At 45.0% G+C, this 23,242-nt stretch carries 21 protein-coding genes; 10 read left to right on the top strand and 11 right to left on the bottom strand.

Going from position 1 to position 23,242, the window contains the following annotated elements:
* Positions 1-7 precede the first annotated feature (7 nt).
* On the top strand, positions 8-241 hold the full coding sequence (locus BCU34_RS15135; protein WP_061033049.1) for a helix-turn-helix domain-containing protein: 234 nt from the start codon (positions 8-10) through the stop codon (positions 239-241).
* Positions 242-312: 71 nt separating this feature from the next.
* Here BCU34_RS15135 and BCU34_RS15130 read toward each other — a convergent pair whose 3' ends face one another.
* The gene (locus BCU34_RS15130) at positions 313-960 is read right to left on the bottom strand and encodes a glutathione S-transferase family protein (RefSeq protein ID WP_102478519.1); all 648 of its coding nucleotides are present in this window, start codon (positions 958-960) and stop codon (positions 313-315) included.
* A 98-nt stretch (positions 961-1,058) separates the two neighbouring features.
* Between BCU34_RS15130 and BCU34_RS15125 the strand changes: the two genes are divergently transcribed.
* Positions 1,059-1,910 (top strand): LysR family transcriptional regulator, encoded by an 852-nt coding sequence (locus BCU34_RS15125; RefSeq protein WP_102478518.1) that lies wholly within the window; start codon positions 1,059-1,061, stop codon positions 1,908-1,910.
* Positions 1,911-2,011: 101 nt separating this feature from the next.
* On the opposite strand, the gene BCU34_RS15120 is transcribed toward BCU34_RS15125, so the two are convergent.
* The 3 genes from BCU34_RS15120 to BCU34_RS15110 form a co-directional block, all read right to left on the bottom strand.
* A complete protein-coding gene (locus BCU34_RS15120; protein ID WP_102478517.1) occupies positions 2,012-4,126 on the bottom strand; it encodes a methyl-accepting chemotaxis protein in 2,115 nt (704 codons plus the stop codon).
* Positions 4,127-4,504: 378 nt separating this feature from the next.
* On the bottom strand, positions 4,505-5,998 hold the full coding sequence (locus BCU34_RS15115) for a cryptochrome/deoxyribodipyrimidine photo-lyase family protein (protein WP_102433417.1): 1,494 nt from the start codon (positions 5,996-5,998) through the stop codon (positions 4,505-4,507).
* A 112-nt stretch (positions 5,999-6,110) separates the two neighbouring features.
* A complete protein-coding gene (locus BCU34_RS15110) occupies positions 6,111-7,898 on the bottom strand; it encodes a sigma-54-dependent Fis family transcriptional regulator (RefSeq protein ID WP_102478516.1) in 1,788 nt (595 codons plus the stop codon).
* A 326-nt stretch (positions 7,899-8,224) separates the two neighbouring features.
* Here BCU34_RS15110 and BCU34_RS15105 point away from each other — a divergent pair, with 326 nt between their 5' ends.
* The gene (locus BCU34_RS15105) at positions 8,225-9,745 is read left to right on the top strand and encodes an aldehyde dehydrogenase family protein (protein WP_102478515.1); all 1,521 of its coding nucleotides are present in this window, start codon (positions 8,225-8,227) and stop codon (positions 9,743-9,745) included.
* 142 nt (positions 9,746-9,887) lie between these two features.
* Here the strand turns inward: BCU34_RS15105 and BCU34_RS15100 are convergent, their stop codons facing one another.
* From BCU34_RS15100 to BCU34_RS15080, 5 genes are all read right to left on the bottom strand, one after another.
* On the bottom strand, positions 9,888-10,625 hold the full coding sequence (locus tag BCU34_RS15100) for an NUDIX domain-containing protein (protein WP_102478514.1): 738 nt from the start codon (positions 10,623-10,625) through the stop codon (positions 9,888-9,890).
* A 235-nt stretch (positions 10,626-10,860) separates the two neighbouring features.
* Positions 10,861-11,262: a hypothetical protein gene (locus BCU34_RS15095; RefSeq protein ID WP_102478513.1), complete on the bottom strand. Its 402-nt coding sequence runs from the start codon at positions 11,260-11,262 to the stop codon at positions 10,861-10,863.
* A 145-nt stretch (positions 11,263-11,407) separates the two neighbouring features.
* Positions 11,408-11,740, bottom strand: coding sequence for a DMT family transporter (locus BCU34_RS15090; RefSeq protein ID WP_048658977.1), 333 nt, complete (start codon positions 11,738-11,740; stop codon positions 11,408-11,410).
* A gap of 149 nt (positions 11,741-11,889) precedes the next feature.
* On the bottom strand, positions 11,890-12,729 hold the full coding sequence (gene fghA, locus BCU34_RS15085) for an S-formylglutathione hydrolase (RefSeq protein WP_012601125.1): 840 nt from the start codon (positions 12,727-12,729) through the stop codon (positions 11,890-11,892).
* 156 nt (positions 12,730-12,885) lie between these two features.
* Positions 12,886-14,034 (bottom strand): S-(hydroxymethyl)glutathione dehydrogenase/class III alcohol dehydrogenase, encoded by a 1,149-nt coding sequence (locus tag BCU34_RS15080; protein ID WP_102433413.1) that lies wholly within the window; start codon positions 14,032-14,034, stop codon positions 12,886-12,888.
* Positions 14,035-14,356: 322 nt separating this feature from the next.
* Here BCU34_RS15080 and BCU34_RS15075 point away from each other — a divergent pair, with 322 nt between their 5' ends.
* Together BCU34_RS15075 and BCU34_RS15070 are read left to right on the top strand one after the other, a co-directional pair.
* Positions 14,357-14,701, top strand: a complete 345-nt coding sequence (locus BCU34_RS15075; RefSeq protein WP_102478512.1) for a DMT family transporter — start codon at positions 14,357-14,359, stop codon at positions 14,699-14,701.
* A 105-nt stretch (positions 14,702-14,806) separates the two neighbouring features.
* Entirely contained in the window at positions 14,807-16,774 is a 1,968-nt protein-coding gene (locus tag BCU34_RS15070; RefSeq protein WP_102478511.1) for an ATP-binding protein, read from the top strand.
* Positions 16,775-16,871: 97 nt separating this feature from the next.
* On the opposite strand, the gene mpaA is transcribed toward BCU34_RS15070, so the two are convergent.
* On the bottom strand, positions 16,872-17,582 hold the full coding sequence (gene mpaA, locus BCU34_RS15065) for a murein tripeptide amidase MpaA (RefSeq protein ID WP_102478510.1): 711 nt from the start codon (positions 17,580-17,582) through the stop codon (positions 16,872-16,874).
* A gap of 148 nt (positions 17,583-17,730) precedes the next feature.
* Between mpaA and BCU34_RS15060 the strand changes: the two genes are divergently transcribed.
* From BCU34_RS15060 to BCU34_RS15045, 4 genes are all read left to right on the top strand, one after another.
* A complete protein-coding gene (locus BCU34_RS15060; protein WP_102478509.1) occupies positions 17,731-19,356 on the top strand; it encodes an ABC transporter substrate-binding protein in 1,626 nt (541 codons plus the stop codon).
* A 432-nt stretch (positions 19,357-19,788) separates the two neighbouring features.
* Complete coding sequence (locus BCU34_RS15055) at positions 19,789-20,838, top strand: ethylbenzene dehydrogenase-related protein (protein ID WP_102480816.1); 1,050 nt, start codon at positions 19,789-19,791, stop codon at positions 20,836-20,838.
* A 79-nt stretch (positions 20,839-20,917) separates the two neighbouring features.
* Positions 20,918-21,517 carry a cytochrome C gene (locus tag BCU34_RS15050; protein WP_102431980.1) on the top strand — a complete coding sequence of 200 codons (600 nt, stop codon included), beginning with the start codon at positions 20,918-20,920 and terminating at the stop codon, positions 21,515-21,517.
* 15 nt (positions 21,518-21,532) lie between these two features.
* Positions 21,533-21,943 carry a cytochrome c3 family protein gene (locus tag BCU34_RS15045; protein WP_102431981.1) on the top strand — a complete coding sequence of 137 codons (411 nt, stop codon included), beginning with the start codon at positions 21,533-21,535 and terminating at the stop codon, positions 21,941-21,943.
* 12 nt (positions 21,944-21,955) lie between these two features.
* On the opposite strand, the gene BCU34_RS15040 is transcribed toward BCU34_RS15045, so the two are convergent.
* Complete coding sequence (locus BCU34_RS15040) at positions 21,956-22,135, bottom strand: hypothetical protein (protein WP_102480815.1); 180 nt, start codon at positions 22,133-22,135, stop codon at positions 21,956-21,958.
* 139 nt (positions 22,136-22,274) lie between these two features.
* Between BCU34_RS15040 and BCU34_RS15035 the strand changes: the two genes are divergently transcribed.
* Positions 22,275-23,159: a LysR substrate-binding domain-containing protein gene (locus tag BCU34_RS15035; RefSeq protein WP_102431983.1), complete on the top strand. Its 885-nt coding sequence runs from the start codon at positions 22,275-22,277 to the stop codon at positions 23,157-23,159.
* Positions 23,160-23,242: the final 83 nt, after the last annotated feature.

The following is a 23,242-nucleotide window of genomic DNA, read 5'->3' as shown; positions in this document are numbered from 1 at the left end:
ACTTGTCATGACTATCCGCATTAATTTAGACATTATGATGGCCAAGCGAAAAATGCGATTAAAGACATTGGCAAAAGAGGTTGGGATTACTGAAGCCAACTTGTCGGTGTTAAAGAATGGCAAGGCCAAAGCGGTAAGGTTATCGACACTAGACAAGTTGTGTGAAGTGTTAGACTGCCAACCGGGTGACATATTGGAGTTTGAAGCGAACGTTCATCAAGAGAGTGCAACTGCTGAATAGCGAGTTCGTAAATCGTATTCCCTTATGAAAACAATGAGTCTCGAAGTTATTCGAGACTCATTCGTTACAAATTAAACAGGTTCTCCTGCCTCGTCTTCTTCAACGATATCTTTTTCTAAACTCGCCTCCGCCAACCATTTCTTTATCGACGGGCTATTCAACACACGTTGTTGATACTGCTGGGCTTTATCCGAAAGTTTGATGCCGTAGGTTTCGACTCGCAGTGCTACAGGTGCAAACATCGCATCGGCAATCGACCATTCATCAAACAGCCAGCCTTCTGGGTATTGATCCATCTGCGTCGACCATATCGCATCAATACGTTCGATGTCTTTCAGCGCGCCTTCACTCAGCGTAAGCTTTCTTTTAGCTCGGCAATTCATTGGCATTTCATTCCTGACAGCAAAGAATCCTGAGTGCATCTCTGCGGAAATCGCTCTTGCACGAGCACGCTCTTTGGTGGATTTTGGCCATGCTGCGCCGTTCAAGTGGGCGTCGTTAACGTATTCGAGAATGGCAAGTGAATCCCACACCGCAATGTCGCCATCTACTAAGGTTGGAACCTTGGCCGTTGGCGTCACTTTCGCCAGAGTGTCGTAAAAACCTGAGGTGAAAAGCTTAAGTTTGATGATGTCTGCATTCAGGTTGTAGTTATCGAATATGAGCCATGCGCGCAATGACCAAGTAGAGTAGTTCTGGTTTCCAATATAAAGCTGCATAGGTACTTCCTTGCGTTTGGTGAGTATGTATTTGAGCTTAGGGGATTGTATTGCGGCGCACTAACGGATAATTTTGATGCAATACATTAATTAAAACGATGGGTGGTGATTTCAATATGGATATTGATGCGTTGCGAGGCTTTCTCGCGTTTGTGGAAACCAGCAGCTTCACACGTGCAGCGAAACAGATAAATCGCACCCAATCGGCATTCAGTGCGCAGATGCGTAAGTTGGAAGAGGAGCTAAACGTCACCCTTTTCCAAAAAGAAGGACGTAACCTTGTATTGACTGAAGCAGGCTTAGCGCTGCGTTCTCATGCTGAACAGTTGGTCTCGCTACACAATACCGCGCTTAAGCAAGTAAAGCGTTACGAAGACAAACAACCTCTGCGACTCGGCTGCCCTGAAGACTACAACGACAGTATTCTGCCGAAAGTGATTCGTTTGTTGCAGAACGCTGAACCTACGTGTTCCATTCAAGTATTTAGCTTGCCAAGCATTACGCTGAGAGAGTGGCTTGATGATGGTAGGCTTGATGCTGCGATTGTGACCCGCGCTCCCGATAGTGAAGAGGGATACTGGCTAACCAGTGATGTGGGCGTTTGGATAAGCAGCCCTGATTTTGTGTTTGATGATTCTAAACCTGTCCCGCTTGCTCTGTTCCAGACTGATTGTAAATACCATGCAGCGGCGGTGAATGGCTTAACCAAACAAGACACCCCTTATCAGCTTTTGGCGTGTAGCAATACGGCTTCAGCGCAGCGTGCAATCGTCAAAGCTGGGTTGGCAATTGGTGCGATGGGCAAGCTCAGTGTCACGCCTGATTTGAAGGTTCTCGACGATATGCCGCCGTTACCTGCGGTGGACATCGTACTGTTGCTTGCGAGTAAGCATCATCCTGTGTTGGATAAAGAGGTGATCAACCAGCTGATTGAGTTGGATTCCAATTAGGGTTTGTTGTTTGGTGAGAGGCACTGCTGAGAGTGTTCAAGAAATAGAAAGGCCGAGAACATTACGTTTCTCGGCCTTGTTTTTATGGAAGATAGAGTGAATTAAGAGAGCTTAAATTTACTCAACTCGCCGTGTAAATCTCCGGCTTTTACTGTCAGCTCATTACTGATTTCTACCGATGATGTCATGGTGTCCATCACTTCCACGGCGGTGTCGTTAATGATGACCACGTTGCGGTTAATCTCCTCGGATACTGAGCTTTGCTCTTCAGCCGCGGAAGCGATTTGGTTGTTCATGTCGTTGATGACTTCAATGGCTTGGTTAATCTCTGATAGGGCTAAGTGGGCCGCTTGAGTTTCGCCTTTGGTATTGTTCGCTTGCTGTTGGCTTTGTTCCATCAATACCACGATAGATTGGGTCTCTTGCTCTAGGCGCGCCAGCATTGAGCGAATCTCTTCGGTCGAGCCTTGAGTACGGTTTGCTAGGTTACGCACTTCATCGGCCACCACCGCAAAGCCACGTCCGGCTTCACCCGCACGAGCTGCTTCAATCGCGGCGTTAAGCGCAAGTAGGTTGGTTTGTTCTGCAATACCGCCAATTTCACTCAAAATACCTTGAATGGCGGTGCTTGAATCAACTAAGTTTTGCGTTTGTTGCTGAGCATCATTCACTTGAGTGGCCAAGCTATCAACTGCGCTGGCGGCATTGTCCATGCGTGTCATGCCGTTAAGGCTATTACTTTGTACCTGGCTAGCGGCCGCAGCGGCTTGAACGGCTGAGTTCGCTACTTCTTGTGCAGTTGCACTCATCTCATTGATTGCAGTGGCGAGTGAGTTCACTTCGTTTACTTGAGCGTTCAACTGGTCACGGGATACCTCTGCACGAGCTTGACCCTCAGTCGCGTTCTTATCGACTTGGTCTGCTGTCGCCATTACAGTAAGCAGCATCTCTTGTATGCGAGATAGGAAGGTATTGAACCAGTGAGCAAGTTGCGCGGTCTCATCTTTCCCTTTTACTTCGATGCGATAGGTTAAATCACCTTCACCTTGTGCGGCATCTTTAAAGCGCTCGACCAAGTTATTGAGAACTTTGCCCAGAGAGTTGGCAATCAATGCCATAGAGATGATGCCTAGAAGAACAGCGACGATCCCCGCCCACACACCTTTTTCAAGCGCTTTCGAATTCTGTTCATCACTCCACTGGGTGTATTCGTCGACACTTTTTGCAAGGTGACTACTGGGAACCGACACCATGACTACCCACGGTGCGTCGCTAGTCTCGATAGCAGTTATGGCGTACTCTTCTCCGCCAAATGTAACCAACCCAGCCCCAGACTGTTTAGCGATAGACTGAACTCGCGACCATTCTTTTTCTAGCTCTGGCGAGACCTTTTTACCGACCGTGTTTCTAGCGCTGCTGTTGGCTAGGGTAATGCCTTTCCATGACGTGATGAGAATTTTACCTTGTCCGTTGAACAGGTGACGAACAAGACCTTCACTCTGGCTTTGCAGTTCATGAAGTGACAGATCGAAACCAAGTGAGCCGATGATCTTACCGTTCTGTTTGATCGGCTGGCTGATGGTAGTAATGAGTTCTTGCTTACCACGAACCGGATAGAAGTACGGTTCCATTACGAATGTTTTACCTGTTTGGTAAGGCATTAAGTGCCAGTCGTCTTTGCGTTCGCCATTGCTGTTCAGTTCAGTATTGCTGAAGCTCTCCATTGCGACCGCATCAAAGCTGTTTTGGTCATTGGGAGAGAAGAAAGGGGCAAGATAGCCCTGACTGTTAAAGCCTAATTTGTTGTCTAAGCTGATCTCGCCATTGAGATCGGTTTGTTGTGGCCAAGTTTTGTTTTCCCACACCATGTAGCCAGCAAAGACGGCTTTGTTTTGTGCTTCTAAAGCGGCAGTAAACTGTTGAACGATAAGGTCTGAGCTAGCGTCCGTTTCTGAACTCAACTCAATGATTGAACGTGCTTGTTTTAAGTTGGCTAATACCGGATTAAGTTGGTTGGAAATGTTCAACCCTTGCTGAAGTGCCGTATTTTGTAAATCGGTTGTCGTAGCGTCGGTTAACTGTAGTTTTACTTTCTCTGTGACTTGTTTATTCACATCAGTAAAAGCGCTAGTGGTCATGCCCATTGCGATCAACAGGGTGAAAGCCATCGCCCCGCCTGCACTCACCGCAATTCGCGTTCGTATACTGTTAAACATATGATCTCTCTAGCTAAATAGTGGTAGTTTTGCAGAGATTTTAAACAAGATAAGTGAACGGAAAATTCAAAATAATGAACACAAAAAGAATAGGGAGATCAAAAATATAAACAAGATTGCATAGTGCGCAGTTTTGGCTTTGGTCGCAACGTTTAGAGGAAGATGAAAATCATCATTTAGCAATCGCTAACTTTCTGTATTTATTAGTTTTAATGATAATTAGGAGAGTTTGATGTTTTAGTAAGGCGGCTATTTTTCTTTTCTAGTTTGTGACCGCGAGTCTATTACTCATTATATGACGGCGGTCACAATTTATTTTATTTAACCCAATGAATTACCACTCTTTTTATAAGTGATTTAAAGAGGGAACGCGTTGTATTAGCTTGCCCGTTTTGTTTTGCTCTGTTTCTTCGGTGGCCTAACGTGGCGTGACAAAATACGACTTCGCTCTTGTTTCACTTCCGTTAGCTTTCTCCATGACCATAAACGCACTCGTGCCTCTTTAGCGCTAGCGTCGAGATCGACTACTGGATTAAGGTAAGGGGATTCTGGTTCAAGCTCATGCATCATGATTTCCATAGGCGTCATCTTCCAAGGCTCAAACAGGAGTGGAGTGGGTATGTCTGAAAGTTCGGGTACCCATTTTCGGATGAAGTCCCCATCGGAATCGTGTTCTAGGGCTTGCTTGGTTGGGTTGTAAATTCGGATGGTGTTGATGCCGGTTACCCCAGCTTGCATTTGAAACTGTGGGTAATGAATGCCAGGTTCAAAATCGAGGAACAGCTGCGCTAAGTGTGTGACACCATCACGCCAGTCCATGTTCATATGGTGAGTGAGAAAGCTCACCAGCATAGAGCGCATGCGGAAATTAATGTACCCCGTATGATGCAGGCAGCGCATACAGGCATCGACCAACGGCACGCCTGTCATCCCCATCTTCCATGCCTGAAGATGTGTCGGATCTTTTACCGTTTCATTCTGCAATAGCGTCTCATAGGCGTGGTTGATGCAGCGAAACTCCATCCCGCATTCCGATTCAAACTTCTGCATGAAATGACAGTGCCAGTGAAGCCTTGAAGAGAGAGCAATCAAGCTGCGACGAAATCCAGCGACTTGCCAGTGTCCCAATAGGTGTTGATAAACTTCGCGCAGCGATATATTGCCCCAAGCTAAATATGGGGATAGACGTGTACAGGCATGTCGTGAAGCTTCTGGGCTTGAGATACTGCGATAGTAATCGCGACCACGGCGCTCAAAGAAGTCGTGTAATGTTGCCCATGCCAGTGCACTTCCGCCCGTTTGTATGCCGTTAACTTTGGCTAACCATGCTTGTGGAGGTTCCATAGCGAGTTCAAGCTCTTCAGCATCAAGGGTATGCAGTGATTCTGTAGTTAACTGACTTTCTTCTATGGGAGCACGCATCACACTGTTCCAATGCTTGTCCCAACCGATTCTGTCTTTCGACCCTCTCACGACAGCGCCCTGTGCGAACTCTTGCCAATGGATGTTGTGCTCTTTAAACCAAGTAGAGAGTTCTCTGTCACGCTCAAAAGTGCAATTTAATCCTACCTCTTGATGAGAGAAGACGTTTTTGATGCTGTAACGAGATTGGATCACTTCGAAGCAGTCCACTGCACTGCCATGAAGTATTGAGACCTGATGTCCATACTCTTTCAGCGACTGGTTCATGCATTGCAGCGACTGCCAAACAAACCGCCAATGTCGCTCAGAATAGTGGGCATTGTTTAGCAGCATGGGTTCGAAAATGTAGAGCAATATCGTGGGGTGTTGATTTGATAAAGCATGTTGTAAAGGTGCATGGTCGGTGAGTCTTAAATCGCGCTTTAGCCACACTATGTTGATTGTTTGCATCTGAGCCCTCTTTCGTTTTGGATCATTACGAATCAGAGGTCAAAATGTCTCACTGGAAGTGAATTTTATTTTCGATGATGAAAGGGTAGGCTATGAGCGCCTGTGTTCATTATCAGAGAATACCTAAGCTTTTTAGTTTTCGATAAATCGTATTACGGCTGATGCCAAGTATGCGTGAAGTTTTGCTGATGTTGCCTTGGTTGGCTTGATAGGTTTGCAGCAAGGTTTCTTCCACGGTACTTCTTAAATCAGCATTTGGCTTACCTTCGATTATACGAGAAGCAGTAACCTGATGATGGCTATCTTGAGCTAAAGAGATAAGGTGTTGAGCAAGATGGTTCGGTACGTGCTCGAGTGTAAGTTGTGGTTCATCACTTGCTAGTAAAGCGGCGACTTTAAGTAGGTTGTCTAACTCGCGGATATTGCCCGGCCAGGAATAGGCGCACAATAAACTCATCAGGTACGGGCAAATTGACTGCTCAGCTTCGGCGTATTTACGATGAATATACTCGATTAAAGCATGCTTATCTTGTCGTTGTTGCAAGCTTGGCAAGGTAAAGGCCAAGCCATTGAGTCTATAATACAGGTCTTGCCTAAACTCACCTGTTGCGACTAACTGCTCGAGGTTTTTGTGAGTGGCAGCGATGATCTGGCAATCGACTTGGTAGCTCTGGTTTGAACCTACAGGTACTACGGATTTGTCTTGTAGAACATGCAGCAGTCGGCACTGAGCTTCTAAAGGCATGTCGGCGATCTCATCGAGAAATAGAATCCCTTTATCTGCTTGGCGGATCTTGCCTTGGAAGCCCTTGTGGCTTGCTCCCGTAAAGGCGCCCGGCGCGTAACCAAACAGTTCAGATTCGATAAGATCTTTAGGCAGCGCACCGCAATTCACCGCCACTAGAGGCGATGATTTACGCTGGCTTTGCTTGTGTAACGCTTTAACAAACTCGCCCTTACCGACACCTGTTTCACCTAGAATTAATAGGCTAATGCCTTTGTCGATAACCTTATTGGCCTGCTGCCAAGCGTGTTCTATCTGTTGTTCACCATGGTGTAAATCACATGATGCTGATATAGAGCGTGTGCGCTTGGTTGTTGGTCGTTTGAGGTGCTGTTTTTCAAACACAAAGGGTGCATCTATTGAAGCTCGGTTGAAGAGGGTATCGATACTCTCACCGACGATCGAGGTTTGATCCAATAGTTGAGAGGCGACCTGATTATGTGCCACCACCTCACCAGCCTCATTCGCTATTACGATCCCTTGCCAACCACTGTGCAGTAGCGATTTTTCACAAGCGAGATCAATGCGAGTCGTGCCTTGTGGGATATAGCTCAATAGCTGATTCTCAATAAGCTGAACCATATTTTGAACGAGTAGCTGCACCGAACTGTCGTGTTGCTGCTGCTCACTGGTAATGTCCAATACGCCAACCATTTGCCCTTGATGATCAAACACTGGGCTTGCTGAGCAACTGATAAATCGATGCTGGTGGATGAAGTGTTGCTCACCAATGATGGTCACGGGCTTGGCCTCTACTATCGCGGTGCCAATTGCGTTGGTCCCTTTGAGTTGTTCCTGCCAACACGCACCAGAGCTGAGTGCAATCGAAGTCAGTTTTTCTTTAAACCGCTCTTGTCCCCAACTTGCCAGAATTACCCCTTCAATATCGGTCAGAATCAAACGACTGTCGGTGCGTGCAAACATCTGATTAAACAGAGGCAGTGCATTGCGCTCGACGATTTGAATCAAGCTCGATGATTGATGTCGTCGCTGTTTAAGAATCGACTGTGGCAGGCGAATATCTTCGGGAAGACGTCTCTGTTTTAGCCCCGCTTCTGTGCTGCGGTGCCAAGAAGACGAAAGCCAATCTGAGGTGTTTGCTTGTTGAAGGTGCATGACTGTTCCATGTCGTAACAGTGAGGGTGTACCAAATTGGAACAGTTGAACACTGGAGTGGTTTCCATACGGCTGTTCAATACCAACTCACTTTAGGTTGTAAATGTTTGGTAATCATAGTTTTACAATTTATTAACAACAAGTCTTGAGGTTGTGGCGTGTGATTTGCGTTGTTCTTGCTGTGAAGAAAACACGAAGTATCAGTGTTTTAAACAGAAAGAATAAACATGGGCGTCTTGTCATGAGTCCTTTTCTCAGAGAAGTCGCAACAAAAATAAGACAGCTCTCGCTCAATAACGAACAACACATCTAAGAAGGATCTAACTATGATTTACGCACAGCCGGGTAGTGACAACGCAGTGGTGAACTTTAAAGCTCAGTACGATAATTTTATCGGTGGTGAGTGGGTGAAGCCTGTCAGCGGCGAGTATTTTGATAACACGTCTCCAGTGAATGGTCAGGTGTATTGCCAAGTGGCACGTTCAACTGAGGCTGACATTAGCTTAGCGCTCGATGCGGCACATGCAGCTCGTGCAAGTTGGGCCGCGACCAGTGTGACAGAGCGTTCGAACATTCTACTTAAAATTGCTGACCGTATTGAAGCAAACCTAGAAGAGATCGCAGTCGCCGAGACATGGGAAAACGGCAAACCAGTGCGTGAAACCCTGGCGGCAGACATCCCGTTAGTTGTCGATCACTTCCGTTACTTTGCGGGTTGTATTCGAGCGCAAGAAGGCAGTGCTGCCGAGCTCGATTCAAACACTGCAAGCTACCACTTCCCAGAGCCAATTGGCGTAGTCGGTCAGATCATTCCTTGGAACTTCCCGATTCTAATGGCGGCTTGGAAACTAGCACCTGCACTGGCTGCGGGCTGTTGTGTGGTGATGAAGCCTGCCGAGCAAACACCGACATCGATTTTGGTGATGATGGAGAAGATAGCGGATCTCCTGCCTGCAGGTGTGGTCAACATCGTGAATGGTTTTGGTAGCGAAGCAGGCCAAGCGTTAGCAACCAGTGACCGCTTGGCTAAGTTGGCGTTTACGGGTTCAACAGAAGTCGGTCACCATATTCTAAAATGTGCAGCAGAAAGCTTGATTCCATCAACGGTAGAGCTTGGCGGTAAGTCTCCAAACATCTACTTCCCAGACATCTTTGACCATGAGGACGAGTACCTAGACAAGTGTGTTGAAGGCATGTTGTTGGCGTTCTTTAACCAAGGTGAAGTGTGTACCTGTCCATCACGTGTGTTGATCCACGAATCGGTCTACGACAAGTTCATCACCAAAGTGGTCGAGCGCGCTCAAACCATCAAGCAAGGTAACCCACTAGATACGGACACTCAGGTTGGTGCACAAGCCTCTCAAGAGCAGTTCGATAAGATCCTGAGCTATCTAGAAATTGGCCGCCAAGAGGGCGCTAAAGTGCTGACTGGTGGTGAAATCGCGCAGCAACCAGACGATCTCGGTAATGGTTACTACATTCAACCTACTATGTTGGAAGGGCACAACAAGATGCGTGTCTTCCAAGAAGAAATCTTCGGCCCTGTTATCGCGGTAACCACCTTTAAAGATGAAGCAGAAGCGCTAGAGATTGCCAATGATACCGAGTATGGCTTGGGTGCAGGTGTATGGACGCGTGATGCCAACCTTGCGTACCGCATGGGACGTAATATCGAAGCGGGCCGTATCTGGGTTAACTGTTACCACGCTTACCCAGCACATGCGGCGTTTGGTGGTTATAAGAAATCGGGCATAGGCCGTGAGACACATAAGATGATGCTCGACCACTACCAAAACACTAAGAACCTATTGATCAGCTACGATACTAATCCGTTGGGCTTCTTCTAATACAGGTTTGTTCTAAAAGTATGGGAATGAATCATGGGTACAAAGAACAACTAACAACGCAGTTGGCTTAATTAAGAAAAACAAAAAGTGAAAGCAAAACGCCCAATTCAATTGAGTTGGGCGTTTTTATGTTTGAATTGGTCTAGCTTTGCGAAAAGAAGACCTCTGGCTTGTGGTTCGGGCCCGAATTACCTTCTAGCTGAGTAAGCTCTAATCCTTGTTTCCCTATTAAAGAACCGACCAACTGGCGATTAAACGGGTAACTGTCAGGGTTGTTAATGTACTCTTCAATATCGACCCATTTTGCTTCTGCAATTTCATCGGTGTCTTGAATCGCAATCTCCCGAGTTTGAGCGATAAGGTGACAAACAAAGTAGAGGTTCGATTTGCCAAACTGGTATGGGTGGCGCGTTGCCATGCCAACCACCGATACAAACTCCGTTTTGATACCCGTCTCTTCCAAGGTTTCTCGAACCACAGACTCTTCAATACCCTCGCCAAGTTCAATATGGCCGCCAGGTAGTTTATAGCCTGTCATGCCATGCTCTTTTATCATCAGCACTTGATTGTGTCCGTTGGTGATCAACGCGCCAGCGCCCAAGGTGTGGGTCGGAATAAAAGGCACAAATTCTACCATCTCGGATTTATGAATCAGCGTAATCTCGTCTTCTAAGCAGTTGTGAAACACAAAGCCAAGCTCAGTCGCCACCGGAATAAGGTGCGAGAGTGAAATAGGCAAACTAATCCAAATGATGCCTTTGTTATTCTGCTTTGAAAATTCGGTGATCTCGCTGAGTTCGGCATTGAATGAATCAGCATCGTGAGGGGCTGTTACTGGGTCGATTATGATGCCGTTAAATTTGTCGAGCGTAAATTCCACGAGTGATCCTTTATTATTTTTGATTTATAGGGAGTCGAGCATAGATGGAGCTTATAACATCTTAAGGGCTTATAAAACCTGCTCTGCTTGTAGCATTTTTAAGAGCACGGCAGTGGTGGGTAAAAAGTGAGGGAGAGTGCATAGCGGGCGGGTTGAAACAGAAATTGCGCTAGAAACAAAAACTGCGCTTGGAAGCCAAAGCGCAGTTTTAAATCGGGTCTATTTGGGTTCGACTCTAACGAACATAGTTCGCATCAATACTCACGTACCAGTGCTGAAGCTTGCCGTCAGATTTTTTGATCCACAAATCGTTGGTGTAGCTCTCAATCTTTCCGTTAACCGTTAAATTGAACGTGTTCTCGTCGAATTTGCCAAGCTTCACAAACTGGTCTGTCGTAATTAGAAACGGGTCCATGTCGTCCACACCAACCACATCTGAAATCACATAGTAGTGGTAGGTTAGCGGCTTGCTCGCATCATTCGGGTTGCTGCGATACGCCACAAGCTTGAATGGTTCCGTCAATGGAACGTCGAGCGTTTGCTTGTCCATTGTTGCTGGAATCGGGATAAACAGCCAAGCGGTAAACAGACCGCTCAATAAAACCATCAGGAAGAAAAGAGTCTTAATTGCTTTCATAGCAACCTTCAAAATAGGTGATGTTGAAGGTGCTATGGTAACAGGTTTGATCTGCTGATTGTAAGAGTATGAATAAGTGAAGGCATCACCTGTCTGTTAGGAAGTTTGAACGAATTGACACACTGTTAATAACTCACTATCTACACTAGTGTGAATGACCTTGCGACAGGTTGATCATCACAACACCGGCTGCCACTAGTAACATGCCAATCCAAACCATGGTATCGAGGTGCTGGCGGTAAACGAATGTAGAAATCAGACTCACGGTCACGATAGCTAAACCTGCCCATAAAGAGTGCACCACACCAACTGGCATTCCCTTCATCGCTTGGCTCAAAAATAGAAACGCTGCCAAGTGCCCTGAGATAACCAGTAAAGCTGGTACTGGTTTAGACAAACTAAACCCGTCAGTGGCTTTAAGTGCAACGTGAGAAAGTGCTTCAGCCATTACGCCCATCATCAAGAAAAACCAGCTCATATTCGTACCTTTGTCGTTGTATTGTTTGTGTTGGTATAGCAAGAGTGTTTGAAAGTGTTAATCGATGCCAATCGCGGATTAACTCATATTGCAGGCACAAAAAAGCCCACACCTCACGCTTTTGCAAGGTGTGGGCTAAATAGGTGTCGCTACTTGTTTAGGTAAGCCGCGTGGAACTCAATGTGCTCATCAATAAAGCTAGAGATGAAGTAGTAGCTGTGGTCGTAACCTGGTTGCATACGTAGCTCTAAATCGGCATTGGTTACCTTAGCGGCTTCAACTAATTGTTCAGGCTTTAGCTGCTCAATTAGGAAGTTATCCGCTTCGCCTTGGTCTACTAACATTGGCAGCTTAGTGCCTTTGGTTTTTAAAAGCTCAGAGGCATCGTAGTGCTTCCACTCTTCAATATCTAAGCCTAGATATTGGTTGAATGCTTTCTGTCCCCAAGGGCATTGCATTGGGTTCGTGATTGGGCTGAATGCCGAGATAGAGCGGTAGCTATCTTCGTTTTTAATGCCAATCGTTAGTGCACCGTGTCCACCCATGCTGTGACCAGAAATTGATTTCACTGATGTTACAGGGAAGAAAGACTCAATCAGTGCAGGAAGCTCTGTTACCACGTAATCGTACATGTGGTAATGGCTGTCCCATGGCGCTTGAGTAGCATTCACGTAGAAGCCTGCGCCTTGGCCTAAGTCGTAGTTTTCATCGTCGGCAACACCTTCGCCACGCGGGCTTGTGTCTGGGGCAACAATGGCAATGCCTTGCTCAGCCGCGGCTTTGAATGCGCCGGCTTTTTGCATGAAGTTTTCATCGGTACAGGTTAGGCCTGATAACCAATATAAAACAGGTACTGGGTTTTCTTTGCTTGCATTCGGTGGCAAGAAAATCGCGAAACGCATGTTGCAGTCAAGCGTTGCAGAAAAGTGGGTGTATTGTTTGTGCCAACCACCAGCAACCTTTGCTTGGCTAATGTTTTCAATTGTCATCTATTGTGCTCCGTTAGGTTGATGGTTTGGGAGTAAATTTGTCTATATGAGTAAAAGTTTCACCACCCACCGGGCAGGAGGTGGTGAAGACAGTTTCGCTCTGATGCTTAAGTCAGAACTGTGGTCTCGACACCTAAGTGCCGAGACCAAGGAGAATTATCTGTCCATGTGTAAAACAGTACGGATAGATTCACCTTTGTGCATTAGGTCGAATGCGTCGTTTACTTCGTCAAGGCTCATTGTGTGAGTAATGAACTCTTGAAGACCAAACTCACCTGCCATGTAACGGTTTACGATTTCTGGAAGCTCAGAGCGGCCTTTAACACCACCGAAAGCAGAACCACGCCATACACGACCGGTTACTAGTTGGAATGGACGAGTTGAGATCTCTTGACCTGCGCCTGCAACACCGATGATTACAGATTCGCCCCAACCTTTGTGACAACATTCAAGCGCTTGACGCATCACGTTTACGTTACCAATACATTCGAAAGAGTACTCAACACCACCGTCGGTCATCTCAACGATAACGTCTTGGATTGGCTTGTCGTAGTTCATTGGGTTGATGCAGTCAGTCGCGCCAAGTTGTTTCGCTAGCTCGAATTTGCTCTCGTTGATGTCAACACCGATGATGCGGTCAGCACCAGCCATACGAGCACCAATGATTGCAGAAAGACCGATACCACCAAGGCCAAATACAGCAACGTTGTCGCCTTTTTCAACTTTAGCTGTGTTCAGTACCGCGCCCATACCTGTTGTAACGCCACAACCTAGAAGACAAACTTCTTCAAGTGGTGCTTCTTTGCTTACTTTTGCTAGTGAGATTTCTGGAAGTACTGTGTACTCAGAGAAAGTAGAACAACCCATGTAGTGGAAGATTGTCTCACCGTTGATAGAGAAACGGCTTGTGCCATCTGGCATTAGGCCTTTACCTTGAGTTTCACGAACCGCTTGGCAAAGGTTAGTTTTACCAGACTTACAGAATTTACATTCGCCACACTCAGCAGTGTAAAGTGGGATAACGTGATCGCCAACTTCAACGCTTGTCACGCCTTCGCCGATCATCTCAACGATACCGCCACCTTCGTGACCAAGGATTGAAGGGAAGATACCTTCTGGATCGTCACCTGATAATGTGAATGCGTCAGTGTGACAAACACCAGTCGCAACGATACGAACAAGTACTTCGCCAGCTTTTGGCAGTTCAACGTCAACCGTTTCACGCTTTAGTGGCTCGCCCGCTTTCCAAGCAACCATAGCTTTGGATTGGATATGAGTTTGACCAGGTTTGATTTCGATAGTCATTGGATGCTTCCTTTATATGTCAGTACAGCGGATAACTTTGCAATTAAGTTCAACTCGTTAAGAGTAGTCGAGCTTAAATGTTTCCGCTCTCTCGTTTTGTTGGAGCTAGTATAGGTGTGGTCACAGGTTTTGATAATCCCCTTAAATAGAAAATGATTATTACCTATTTGTAATAATTGATGGAGTTTGAAGGGGTAGCGAAAGGAAAGGTGTTGCTAAGAGAATCTATCGAAAGTCTATACCGTAACTAAGTAGAAGGGACATTTGCTGGAAATAAATAGAGCATAAGCTTGCCGCCTATTTTCTAGTTGTAGGTTTGAACATGCTTTTATCTCTCCCACCACCAGTGATGCTATCACTCGCTATTGTGCTTGAAGTTGTCGCTACTTCTCTATTACCTAAAACGCAGCAGTTTACTTCTCTACCTGCCACTGTCGCGGTATTGGCTGGCTACGGGTGTGCTTTCTATCTATTGTCTCTAACAGTGCAAACCATCTCTTTAGGCGTAGCGTATGCGATTTGGTGTGGGGCAGGGATCGTGCTAGTCGCAGCTTTGTCTTGGCTTGTTTACGGACAAAAGCTCGATATCTTCGCGATCATCGGCATCGCTTTGATTCTGTCGGGCGTGATGATTATCAATCTGTTTTCAACGTCGGTGAGTCATTGAGTATTTCATCTTCGTTTGTTTGTAGATAAAAGTAACTTGTTAGTTTTCAGGGGAATGGCTTCCGTTATATGATAGTGGTGACATAAAGATAATGGAGCAAGCCGAATGAAATCTCTGAGTGAAATACTTGTGACAATGCCTAGGCGAGCGGAGCGTAAGCCAGATGATTACTTGGTCAAGTCATTTGTTCATGTTGGATCTGTATTTTCACTATTTTCTTGTGCTGAAAACCAAATTATTTACGGACGACGAGGTACAGGAAAAACACACCTCCTGAGATATCTAAAGAACGAAATTCAAAACCAAGGGGTTGTGACCGTTAGCCTCGATATGAGAACTATGGGCTCTACAGGTGGGATTTACTCAGATACAAACTTAACTCTTAGCGAAAGGGCTTCTCGATTACTGTCAGATACTCTTTGTGAAGTCAGAGAGCAAATTCTAGATGAAAGCTACAATAATGATGAGTGTGACCTTTCGATTTTAGTCCCCTTGTTGGACAGCTTCGTTGAAGAAGCAACTAATATGACTGTAGAGGGACAGTTTGAGGTTGAGGTAAACTCTAGCAGTTCAGTTTCACAAGACTCTGTTAACCACTTGAATGGGGAACTATCAACAGCGCCAAAACTAGGCACTTCCATTTCAGATCGTAAACAGAAAAACTGCTCCGATTCATCTACAATCCGAGAAAGTGGGAAGAGATCCCTTAGGATTCATTTTGGGGCTTTATCCAGAATATTGACTCGAATTGTTAGACAATTACCAGAGCAAAGCTTCTATTTATTGATAGATGAGTGGAGTGAGATTCCCCTCGATCTCCAGCCATACGTAGCCGATATGCTCAGGAGAATAGTTTTTTCTATTCCATCGATCACTGTAAAGATTGCAGCCATCGAGCATCGTTCGAATTTCCGCACATGCAATGATAGCGGTGAGTTTATTGGTTTAGAAGTTGCCTCAGATGCATCTACTTCGATTAATTTAGACCAATTCATGGTCTTTGATAATGATAGTGAAAAATCGGTACAGTTTTTTAAGGATCTTATTTATAAGCATGTACAAGCATCTGATAAATTTGGCGTAGTTCCAGACAATGTAGAGTCATTTATCTCTCAGGTATTTACCAACAAGCCCGCTCTAGAAGAATTTACTCGAGCAAGTGAGGGCGTCCCTAGAGATGCAATTCATATAATATCTCAAGCATCATTGTATGCTGACGGTAGAAAGATTGGAGTTACAGGGATTCGCAATGCCGCTAGGCACTGGTATACAACCTCAAAAAGCAAGGATATCAATTCGCGTAAAGAAGCAGTTAAGTTACTTGAATGGATTGTTAGTGCCGTTATTGCTGATAAAAAAACTAGAGCCTTTTTAGTGCAAAGTGATACCAATGATTCGTTAATTGATTTTTTGTTTGACGCTAGGGTGATTCACTTGATTAAGCAAGGTGTTTCTGTAAGCTCAATACAGAGTCAGAAGTTTAATTTATATTCTTTGGATTATGGTTGTTATGCGCATCTAATAAATACTAAAGATGAACCTCAAGGACTTCTCTGTGATGATTCTAGTTACATCACTGTTCCTCGAATAGACAATATGTATAACAGAAGCTCTATTCTTGACTTAGATAACTATTATCAGACAGGTTTGCTACCGTTCTTTGAGAATACTTCTGAGATAAACCTGCCCAAACAATTTTACTCAAATCCAATCAAAGAATTAGATTTTGACGATGACATTCTTGATGAACTTCCTAAGTATTTGGAAGCGAGGAAAATCAAAGGGACTCTTTACCTCCCAATAGTGTTCGCGGGGCTGGTAGTTCGAGCGAAGCAGGGGTATAGCTCAAGTAGCGGTAGTGAAATAACGAAAGCAATTAACACATACATAATCACAGATTCTAAGAATGTAAAAGCTCCTAATAATATATCTCGAGCTTTGAGACAGGAACCTATGTTAAGCGAAGGTTGGCTAAACATATCACATCAGAAAGGTAATCCCTTGTTTAGCTTGTCCTCTGATTGGAGATCTTACTGGACTGAGTACTTTCAGTGCTCTCCTCCTAAACTTTAATCAAATGACATAAAGTTTAAATTAGAGCCCACCAAAAAGAGATTTGTAGAGTCTCTTTTTGGGTGTGAGCTTATTTACTATTATCACATGAGTCTATTTAAACAGAATCCTCACACCCCAACACAGCCACAAACGCATCCAAATACTGTTCTATAGTCAAATCCGCAGAAACGGGCGGCAGTTCTACGGTAATGCAACGCAGGTTTCTTTCTTGGCACCAAGTGCCGAATGAGCCTGGGGTTTCGTAGTCGACGTCTTCAACGAGCGGTAGGTTGAATTGCTTGCCTAGCCAAGTGGCGAGTTCCGATTGGGTTGGGTCGTCGACCATAGCGAGTGGTTCGTGGAAAGAGATGACGAACTTGGGTTGGCGCTGCTCAATGAGGTTGATGAGCGACTGCACTTCAGGTTCAAGCTGGTCGGCTTGCCCCGTTTTTACTTTTACATCTCTGACAGGGGTGTGAGAACTCCAGCGATAAACGGTGCCGTTTGCTGTCCAGTTTTGGGTCGGGAATGCACGGTTTAGGTCTACTTGGTTAGCGTTAGCGCGAGTGCCTAGTTGATTGCCATCTGGGTTCATCGACAGGATCACATCGTGTCGTAAGTTGGCGGTTGGCAAGCTTCTTAGCGCGCAAGATAAACCCGCGATAGAAGCCGTTTCATCACCGTGTGTGCCCGCTAAGATCAGCCCGCGAGATTCGCTTTCTATTTGCGCGGGGAAATAGAGCAAGGGTGCACCCAACACCGATTTTCCATATGACAGCGGCTTTATCGAAAACGCAGCTCTTTCCGTTCTTGGAATTAAACTCACCTTAATCTCCTGATTGATCAAGTACTATCAAATAGTCACTACTATTTAGATGACCTCTATTAAATAAACCATAGCGTCAAAACTCGTCAACCGTCGCATTGTTAATTTTATTACTTTGCTTCAAAGATAGGCTAGGAGAGCAAAAAACATGGATTTTAAGAAACATTCAACGGCTTTAATCATTTCATCTTTATTGACCCCTTTTATCTCAGTGACTGCCGTTGCTGACACATTGCCTGCCGGAACTTCTCTGGCGAAAGACCAACACTTGGTGCGTGCCAATGATGCAGAAGCTGCGACGCTTGACCCTGCGAAAGCAGAAGGCCTGCCTGAGATGCATATTCTACGTGACCTGTTTGAAGGTTTAGTGATTCAAGATCGCGATGGCAACATCACTCCAGGTGTTGCGGAATCTTGGGAAACCGAAGACAACCAGACGTTTGTATTCCACCTGCGTAAAGATGCTAAATGGTCGAATGGCGATCCTGTGACAGCCGATGATTTCGTGTATGCGATAAGACGCGCGGTCGACCCGAAACTCGCTTCGCCGAATGTTTGGTATCTTAAGCTTACTCAAATTAGCAACATTGCAGACGTAGCCGAAGGCAAAAAGCCTGTTGAAGAGCTTGGTATCTCCGCTGTCGATAAATACACGGTGAAGTTCGAACTCGATAGCAAAGTACCTTACTTTGTGGCGATGACAGGCCACACCTCAATGATGCCCGTTCACAAGGCAACGCTAGAAAACAGCGACAAGCCGTGGAGCGATCCTAAGCAATTTGTCGGTAATGGCGCGTTTGTACTGGACGAGTGGGTGGTTAACGAGCGCATTGAACTGAAGAAGAACCCGAAATATTGGGACAACGCAGATACGCACTTAACTGAAGTGACTTACATTCCGTTCGAGAACCAGAATGCGTCGATCAACCGTTATGCGGTGGGCGAGGTCGATATCACTTCTGATGTGCCGACACACATGGCGCAGCAGCTTAAAACCAAATACCAAGATGCGTTTACCGCAGTGCCTTTGCTGTGTACTTACTACTACGCGTTCAATACCACGCGTCCTCCGTTTGATGACGCGAGAGTGCGTAAAGCGGTGTCGTACTCCATGATGCGTGACGTTATCACCAATGGTGTCACTCAGGTGGGTAACTTACCGGCTTATACCTTTGCCCATGAGTACACGGCAGGCTTTGATGCGACTCAGCCTGAATACAGCACATGGACTCAAAAGGAGCGCGACCAAAAGGCCAAAGAACTGCTGAAAGAAGCGGGCTACGATGAGTCTAACCCGTTGGATTTCAAATTGCTCTACAACACCAGTGAATCGAACAAGTCGATTGCAGTGGCGATTGCTTCCATGCTGAAAGGCAACTTAGGCGCACAAGTCGAACTGGAAAACCAAGAGTGGAAGTCTTACTTGGTGTCTCGTCGTCAAGGTGATTTTGATGTAATGCGTGCCTCTTGGTGTGGTGACTACAACGAAGCATCAACCTTCTTGAGCCTGTTGCGTTCAGGTTCTTCGGGTAACTTTGCTCGCTACAGCAATGACAAGTATGACGCAGCTATGGACAGTGCATTGGCCGCAACCAATGAGCAAGATCGCCAAGGTTTCTATGACAAAGCAGAACAGTTACTGGCTGAAGATATGCCTATCGCGCCAATCTACTACTATATGCAGGCTCGCCTAGTGCGACCAAGTGTCGGTGGCTTTGCTAAGAACAACGTAGAAGGGCGAATCTATTCTAAGGATCTTTACATCAAGGAATAGGTGGGCCAAATGCGAGTTCAGACATATCAGGACTAAAATATGATAGAGCTAGGAAATAGCGCATAAAGGTCAAAAACAGAACAAAAGGGGCGTTGAACATAAATATATGATTAACGTCCCTTTATTATATCTCTATTTTAGATAATGCTATTTATAGGGAGTTTTAGCTGCCTATAAATGAACGTTGAAGCTCGAAATTGATACTAACCATTATTATTTGTGAATTAGTTAAGTATAGCTATCATAAGGCTATTGACATTTATAACATTTGAGATTTTTTTTAAAAAAGTGATTATCTATTTATTGATTTCTAAATATCTATTTTTATATTTTGTCTGTTTGTATTTAAGTTGATGTCGATCAATTGAAATAAACTCATTCATTCCTACGCTTAATTATATAAATAGAGCAATGGGATTTAGGAGGGTAATAATGAAGTACTCAATGATGACGCTATTAGCCGTGGTTGTACTTACGATCATTCCAGCCAGTGCTGTTCACGCAAAAGATAAGATACTAGAGAGCAGTAAGCTTGCCTCAAATATAGTTATCGATGGCAACGTTGATGCCGTTTGGGAGCAAGCTAAACCACTGACACAGAAGGTGAACAAATTACCGTATAAACCAAATAATGGCTATGAAGGCATTAAAAAAACCAGTGTGGAAATGAAGTCGATGTATGACAATGAATACATTTACTTCTTGTTTACTTATGCCGACCCGACCAAAAGTATTGACCGCTTGCCTTGGGTTAAACAAGAGGATGGGTCATGGAAGCAGTTGAAAAATAAAGATGATACTGGGCACGACAATACTTACTACGAAGATAAATTTGCGGTTTATTGGGACATCAATGCTGAAGGCTTTTCTGAGAAAGGGTGTAATGCTGCATGTCACAGAGCTAAAAAGGGTAAAAATGCAGGGCGTGATGATAAGAACCCAGCACGTAAATACACCAAGCAGGAAGACGAGTTTATTGATATGTGGCACTGGAAAGGTGTGAGAACCGCGGTTCATAATCAGCTCGATGACCAATATGTTGATAGTAATACCGATCCAAAACAAAACAAAGGTTGGGGACGTAAAGGAGACAGCAAAACGGGGGGTGGCTACGTTAATAACGTAAAAGACGGTCAGCCAGCCTATGTATCAGATAACTTAACCAATGAAACATTACTTATTTTAGACTCAGAGAAGAAGCCGTTTACAACTGACTACAATAAGTTAGACCGAATTCCAGGGTTAACGGGTAAGCCATTTACCGGTTCCCGTGGTGATATCGAAGTCGGTGCTATTTGGAAAGAGGGTGTTTGGACTCTGGAAATGAAGCGTAAGCTTGTAACTACGGGTGAAAATGCAGAAACGCAAGATGTGCAATTTGACGATTTGAGCCAATTATATCCATTTGGTGTTGCGGTTTTTGATAACTCTCAAATTAATCACATATACCATCGCGGTGTGTTAAACCTTGAGTTTAAATAATTATAACACTCGTAACTAACTGAAATGATTTGTGTCGAAATAATCGGCTCAAATCATTTCTTAACAGAAGAGTACTATTATGGTCAAAACAGTTACTCAATATGTTTCTTATTTATTTGTGTTGACCACGTTGAGCATATTCTTTATGCCGCTACCACTCTGTTCTGAGTCAACAGTTCAGAATCCCGCTGTGCATAATGTAAAACCGTTTTCTAGCCAAATTACCAATGAAGCGGAAATGCAGACTTTAATAAAGGAAAATAAGCGTTGTATACGGTGCCATCAAAAAAAGCGTCTGCTTAAAAATATTAATGCCATCGCTTCTGTAGGCGCACATGCCAGTACTGAGTTTTACAACAACTGCACGGCTTGTCATGGCAGAAAAGGTTCTCATCCCAAAGATTCTGATGTGGTAAGTGTGATTCCATTCGATGATCATATCGACTTGCCAATTTTCGAGCAAAACCAAAAGTGTATCGCTTGTCATTCTCCTGAAAGCTTGAGGGTCAGTGAGTGGACTCACGATGTACATGCCACCAAATTGACATGTTCCAATTGTCATAATTTACATCGCGATTCAGACCCGATTATCGGTATCAGTAAGAAGTTCCGTATTGGGTTATGTGCAACCTGCCATGAAGCTATTCTGCGTGAGAAAGAGCTTAAGTCGCATCGGTAAGAAGGAGCCAGTTTTATGAGTACGACTAGATATTTAATTAGTGTGTTACTTGCTGGAGTATGCGCACTGGTGGTCGCTGAAGATTTACCTAATCCAGATGAGCATAACCTTGCGAATATTCACCTAAAGGATGAAACATGTGCGGGTCAGTGCCATCTAGACGAAGAGCCTTCTGACGATCTTGAGTTTGAATATAACAGCTGCGTGGAGTGTCATGATGATTTTGGTCACCTCGAAGGGCGCCAGCATAATTTAAAGCACAAAGAGAGCGAAGAGATGGAGTGCGTCGAGTGTCATCTTCCCCATGAAGAATTTGATCCTAAGGACACTTGTACCGACTGTCATGATGAAGAAGACGAAGAATTATCAGACTTTTATTCAGTTAGGCTAGAGCGCTATTTAAATACGTTTAGCCTTGATTTCTAGAAACTCATTATATTAAAAAGTAGAGCCGGGCACACTTACTTTAGATGTGATGGGTTTACTCTCTTCAACGTCTTTAAGCGGTGCTGCTTCGCGAATATCGGCACCTACTAGAGCTGCGTTATTGCAAAGATCAATAGATAAGTCTGATGCGAACTCGGCTCTAAGACATAGCGAAGCTAAGACATCACGCATAACAATTAGAAATAGAGAAAAGGGACGTTGATCATAAATATCGGATCAACGTCCGTTCGTCATTAATCTGTAACGGTAAGCACAAAAAACTGAAACCTGACTGAAGTATTTTTCACTTTTATTTCAATCAGGTGAAGCCATGTTACCCCCTCTACGTGCCCTTGTTGCGTTCGAAGCTGTTGCCCGCCTCGGTTCTATTGGCGCTGCTGCGCGAGAGCTTTGTGTTACGCAAGCTGCGGTGAGTCAGCAGCTTAAAAGTTTAGAAATCTTTCTCGATACCACACTGTTTGAACGCAGCTCCAAAGGCGTAAAGTTGACGTCGGCTGCCCAACATTATCAACCGATTGTTGCGGGCTCATTGGCTCATCTGAAACTACAGACTCAAATCCTGTTTGGGGAAAAAGAAACCGACGTTTTGAGCCTGCGCGTTAATCACACCTTTTGCCATAACTGGCTGCTACCTCGCCTGCCATCTTTTTATCAAAAATACCCTTTTATCAGGCTCGATATTCAGCTGGTGGATTGGCCATCAACCAACCCTTGTCAGAATGTCGATATCGAGCTGACCAACGGCAAAGTCGAAAGCGAAGACACCCATTGTGAGCGACTGTTTCAAGAACACTGGCAGTTAGTGTGTAGCCCTCAATTCAAATCCGATCATCAAGAATTACTCAGCAAGCATGACTTTGCTGCTCTGCCGACGGTTCAGGTGAAAGGCTACCGAGAGAACTGGCTGCAATGGCTTGGGCATAACCAATTCGAGATGACCTTACCTAAGGTTCTGCTCGAAGTGAGTAACTCTCTGCATGCCTTAGAAGCGGTTAAACATGGCATTGGAATGTTGCTCGTACGCTCGCTCGCGGTGTCTGAATTGCTCAAGAAAGAAGACCTTGTGTTGGCAAACGAATCCTCGATGCCTGCCGAATCTGCCCACTATCTGATTACCAAACACAGTCGCAGCGCCAAGGTGAATTTCTTCTGCGATTGGCTCTATCACCAAATGGAAGACGGTGAACTGGAGTAAAGATTTTCTAATGGGTAGCCATAAAAAAAATGAAGGGCGCTCTTACTAACCTGTCACACAAACCCCTTAATTTAACCGCATAC

The organism is Vibrio sp. 10N.286.45.E10 (assembly GCF_002874195.2).
Lineage (GTDB): Bacteria > Pseudomonadota > Gammaproteobacteria > Enterobacterales > Vibrionaceae > Vibrio > Vibrio crassostreae.
Note: the sequence above shows the minus strand (reverse complement) of the source record. Positions and strands in the feature narration are given on the sequence as shown.

Excerpts from the sequence above, each read along its gene's own strand:
- BCU34_RS15060 (WP_102478509.1), top strand. The coding sequence starts at position 17,731 with ATGGATTTTAAGAAACATTCAACGGCTTTAATCATTTCATCTTTATTG.
- BCU34_RS15075 (WP_102478512.1), top strand. The coding sequence starts at position 14,357 with ATGCTTTTATCTCTCCCACCACCAGTGATGCTATCACTCGCTATTGTG.
- BCU34_RS15040 (WP_102480815.1), bottom strand. The coding sequence starts at position 22,135 with ATGCGTGATGTCTTAGCTTCGCTATGTCTTAGAGCCGAGTTCGCATCA.
- BCU34_RS15035 (WP_102431983.1), top strand. The coding sequence starts at position 22,275 with ATGTTACCCCCTCTACGTGCCCTTGTTGCGTTCGAAGCTGTTGCCCGC.
- BCU34_RS15070 (WP_102478511.1), top strand. The coding sequence starts at position 14,807 with ATGAAATCTCTGAGTGAAATACTTGTGACAATGCCTAGGCGAGCGGAG.
- BCU34_RS15095 (WP_102478513.1), bottom strand. The coding sequence starts at position 11,262 with ATGAAAGCAATTAAGACTCTTTTCTTCCTGATGGTTTTATTGAGCGGT.
- BCU34_RS15105 (WP_102478515.1), top strand. The coding sequence starts at position 8,225 with ATGATTTACGCACAGCCGGGTAGTGACAACGCAGTGGTGAACTTTAAA.
- BCU34_RS15130 (WP_102478519.1), bottom strand. The coding sequence starts at position 960 with ATGCAGCTTTATATTGGAAACCAGAACTACTCTACTTGGTCATTGCGC.
- BCU34_RS15045 (WP_102431981.1), top strand. The coding sequence starts at position 21,533 with ATGAGTACGACTAGATATTTAATTAGTGTGTTACTTGCTGGAGTATGC.
- BCU34_RS15050 (WP_102431980.1), top strand. The coding sequence starts at position 20,918 with ATGGTCAAAACAGTTACTCAATATGTTTCTTATTTATTTGTGTTGACC.
- BCU34_RS15090 (WP_048658977.1), bottom strand. The coding sequence starts at position 11,740 with ATGAGCTGGTTTTTCTTGATGATGGGCGTAATGGCTGAAGCACTTTCT.
- BCU34_RS15055 (WP_102480816.1), top strand. The coding sequence starts at position 19,789 with ATGAAGTACTCAATGATGACGCTATTAGCCGTGGTTGTACTTACGATC.
- BCU34_RS15080 (WP_102433413.1), bottom strand. The coding sequence starts at position 14,034 with ATGACTATCGAAATCAAACCTGGTCAAACTCATATCCAATCCAAAGCT.
- BCU34_RS15120 (WP_102478517.1), bottom strand. The coding sequence starts at position 4,126 with ATGTTTAACAGTATACGAACGCGAATTGCGGTGAGTGCAGGCGGGGCG.
- fghA (WP_012601125.1), bottom strand. The coding sequence starts at position 12,729 with ATGACAATTGAAAACATTAGCCAAGCAAAGGTTGCTGGTGGTTGGCAC.
- BCU34_RS15125 (WP_102478518.1), top strand. The coding sequence starts at position 1,059 with ATGGGTGGTGATTTCAATATGGATATTGATGCGTTGCGAGGCTTTCTC.
- BCU34_RS15135 (WP_061033049.1), top strand. The coding sequence starts at position 8 with ATGACTATCCGCATTAATTTAGACATTATGATGGCCAAGCGAAAAATG.
- BCU34_RS15110 (WP_102478516.1), bottom strand. The coding sequence starts at position 7,898 with ATGCACCTTCAACAAGCAAACACCTCAGATTGGCTTTCGTCTTCTTGG.
- BCU34_RS15115 (WP_102433417.1), bottom strand. The coding sequence starts at position 5,998 with ATGCAAACAATCAACATAGTGTGGCTAAAGCGCGATTTAAGACTCACC.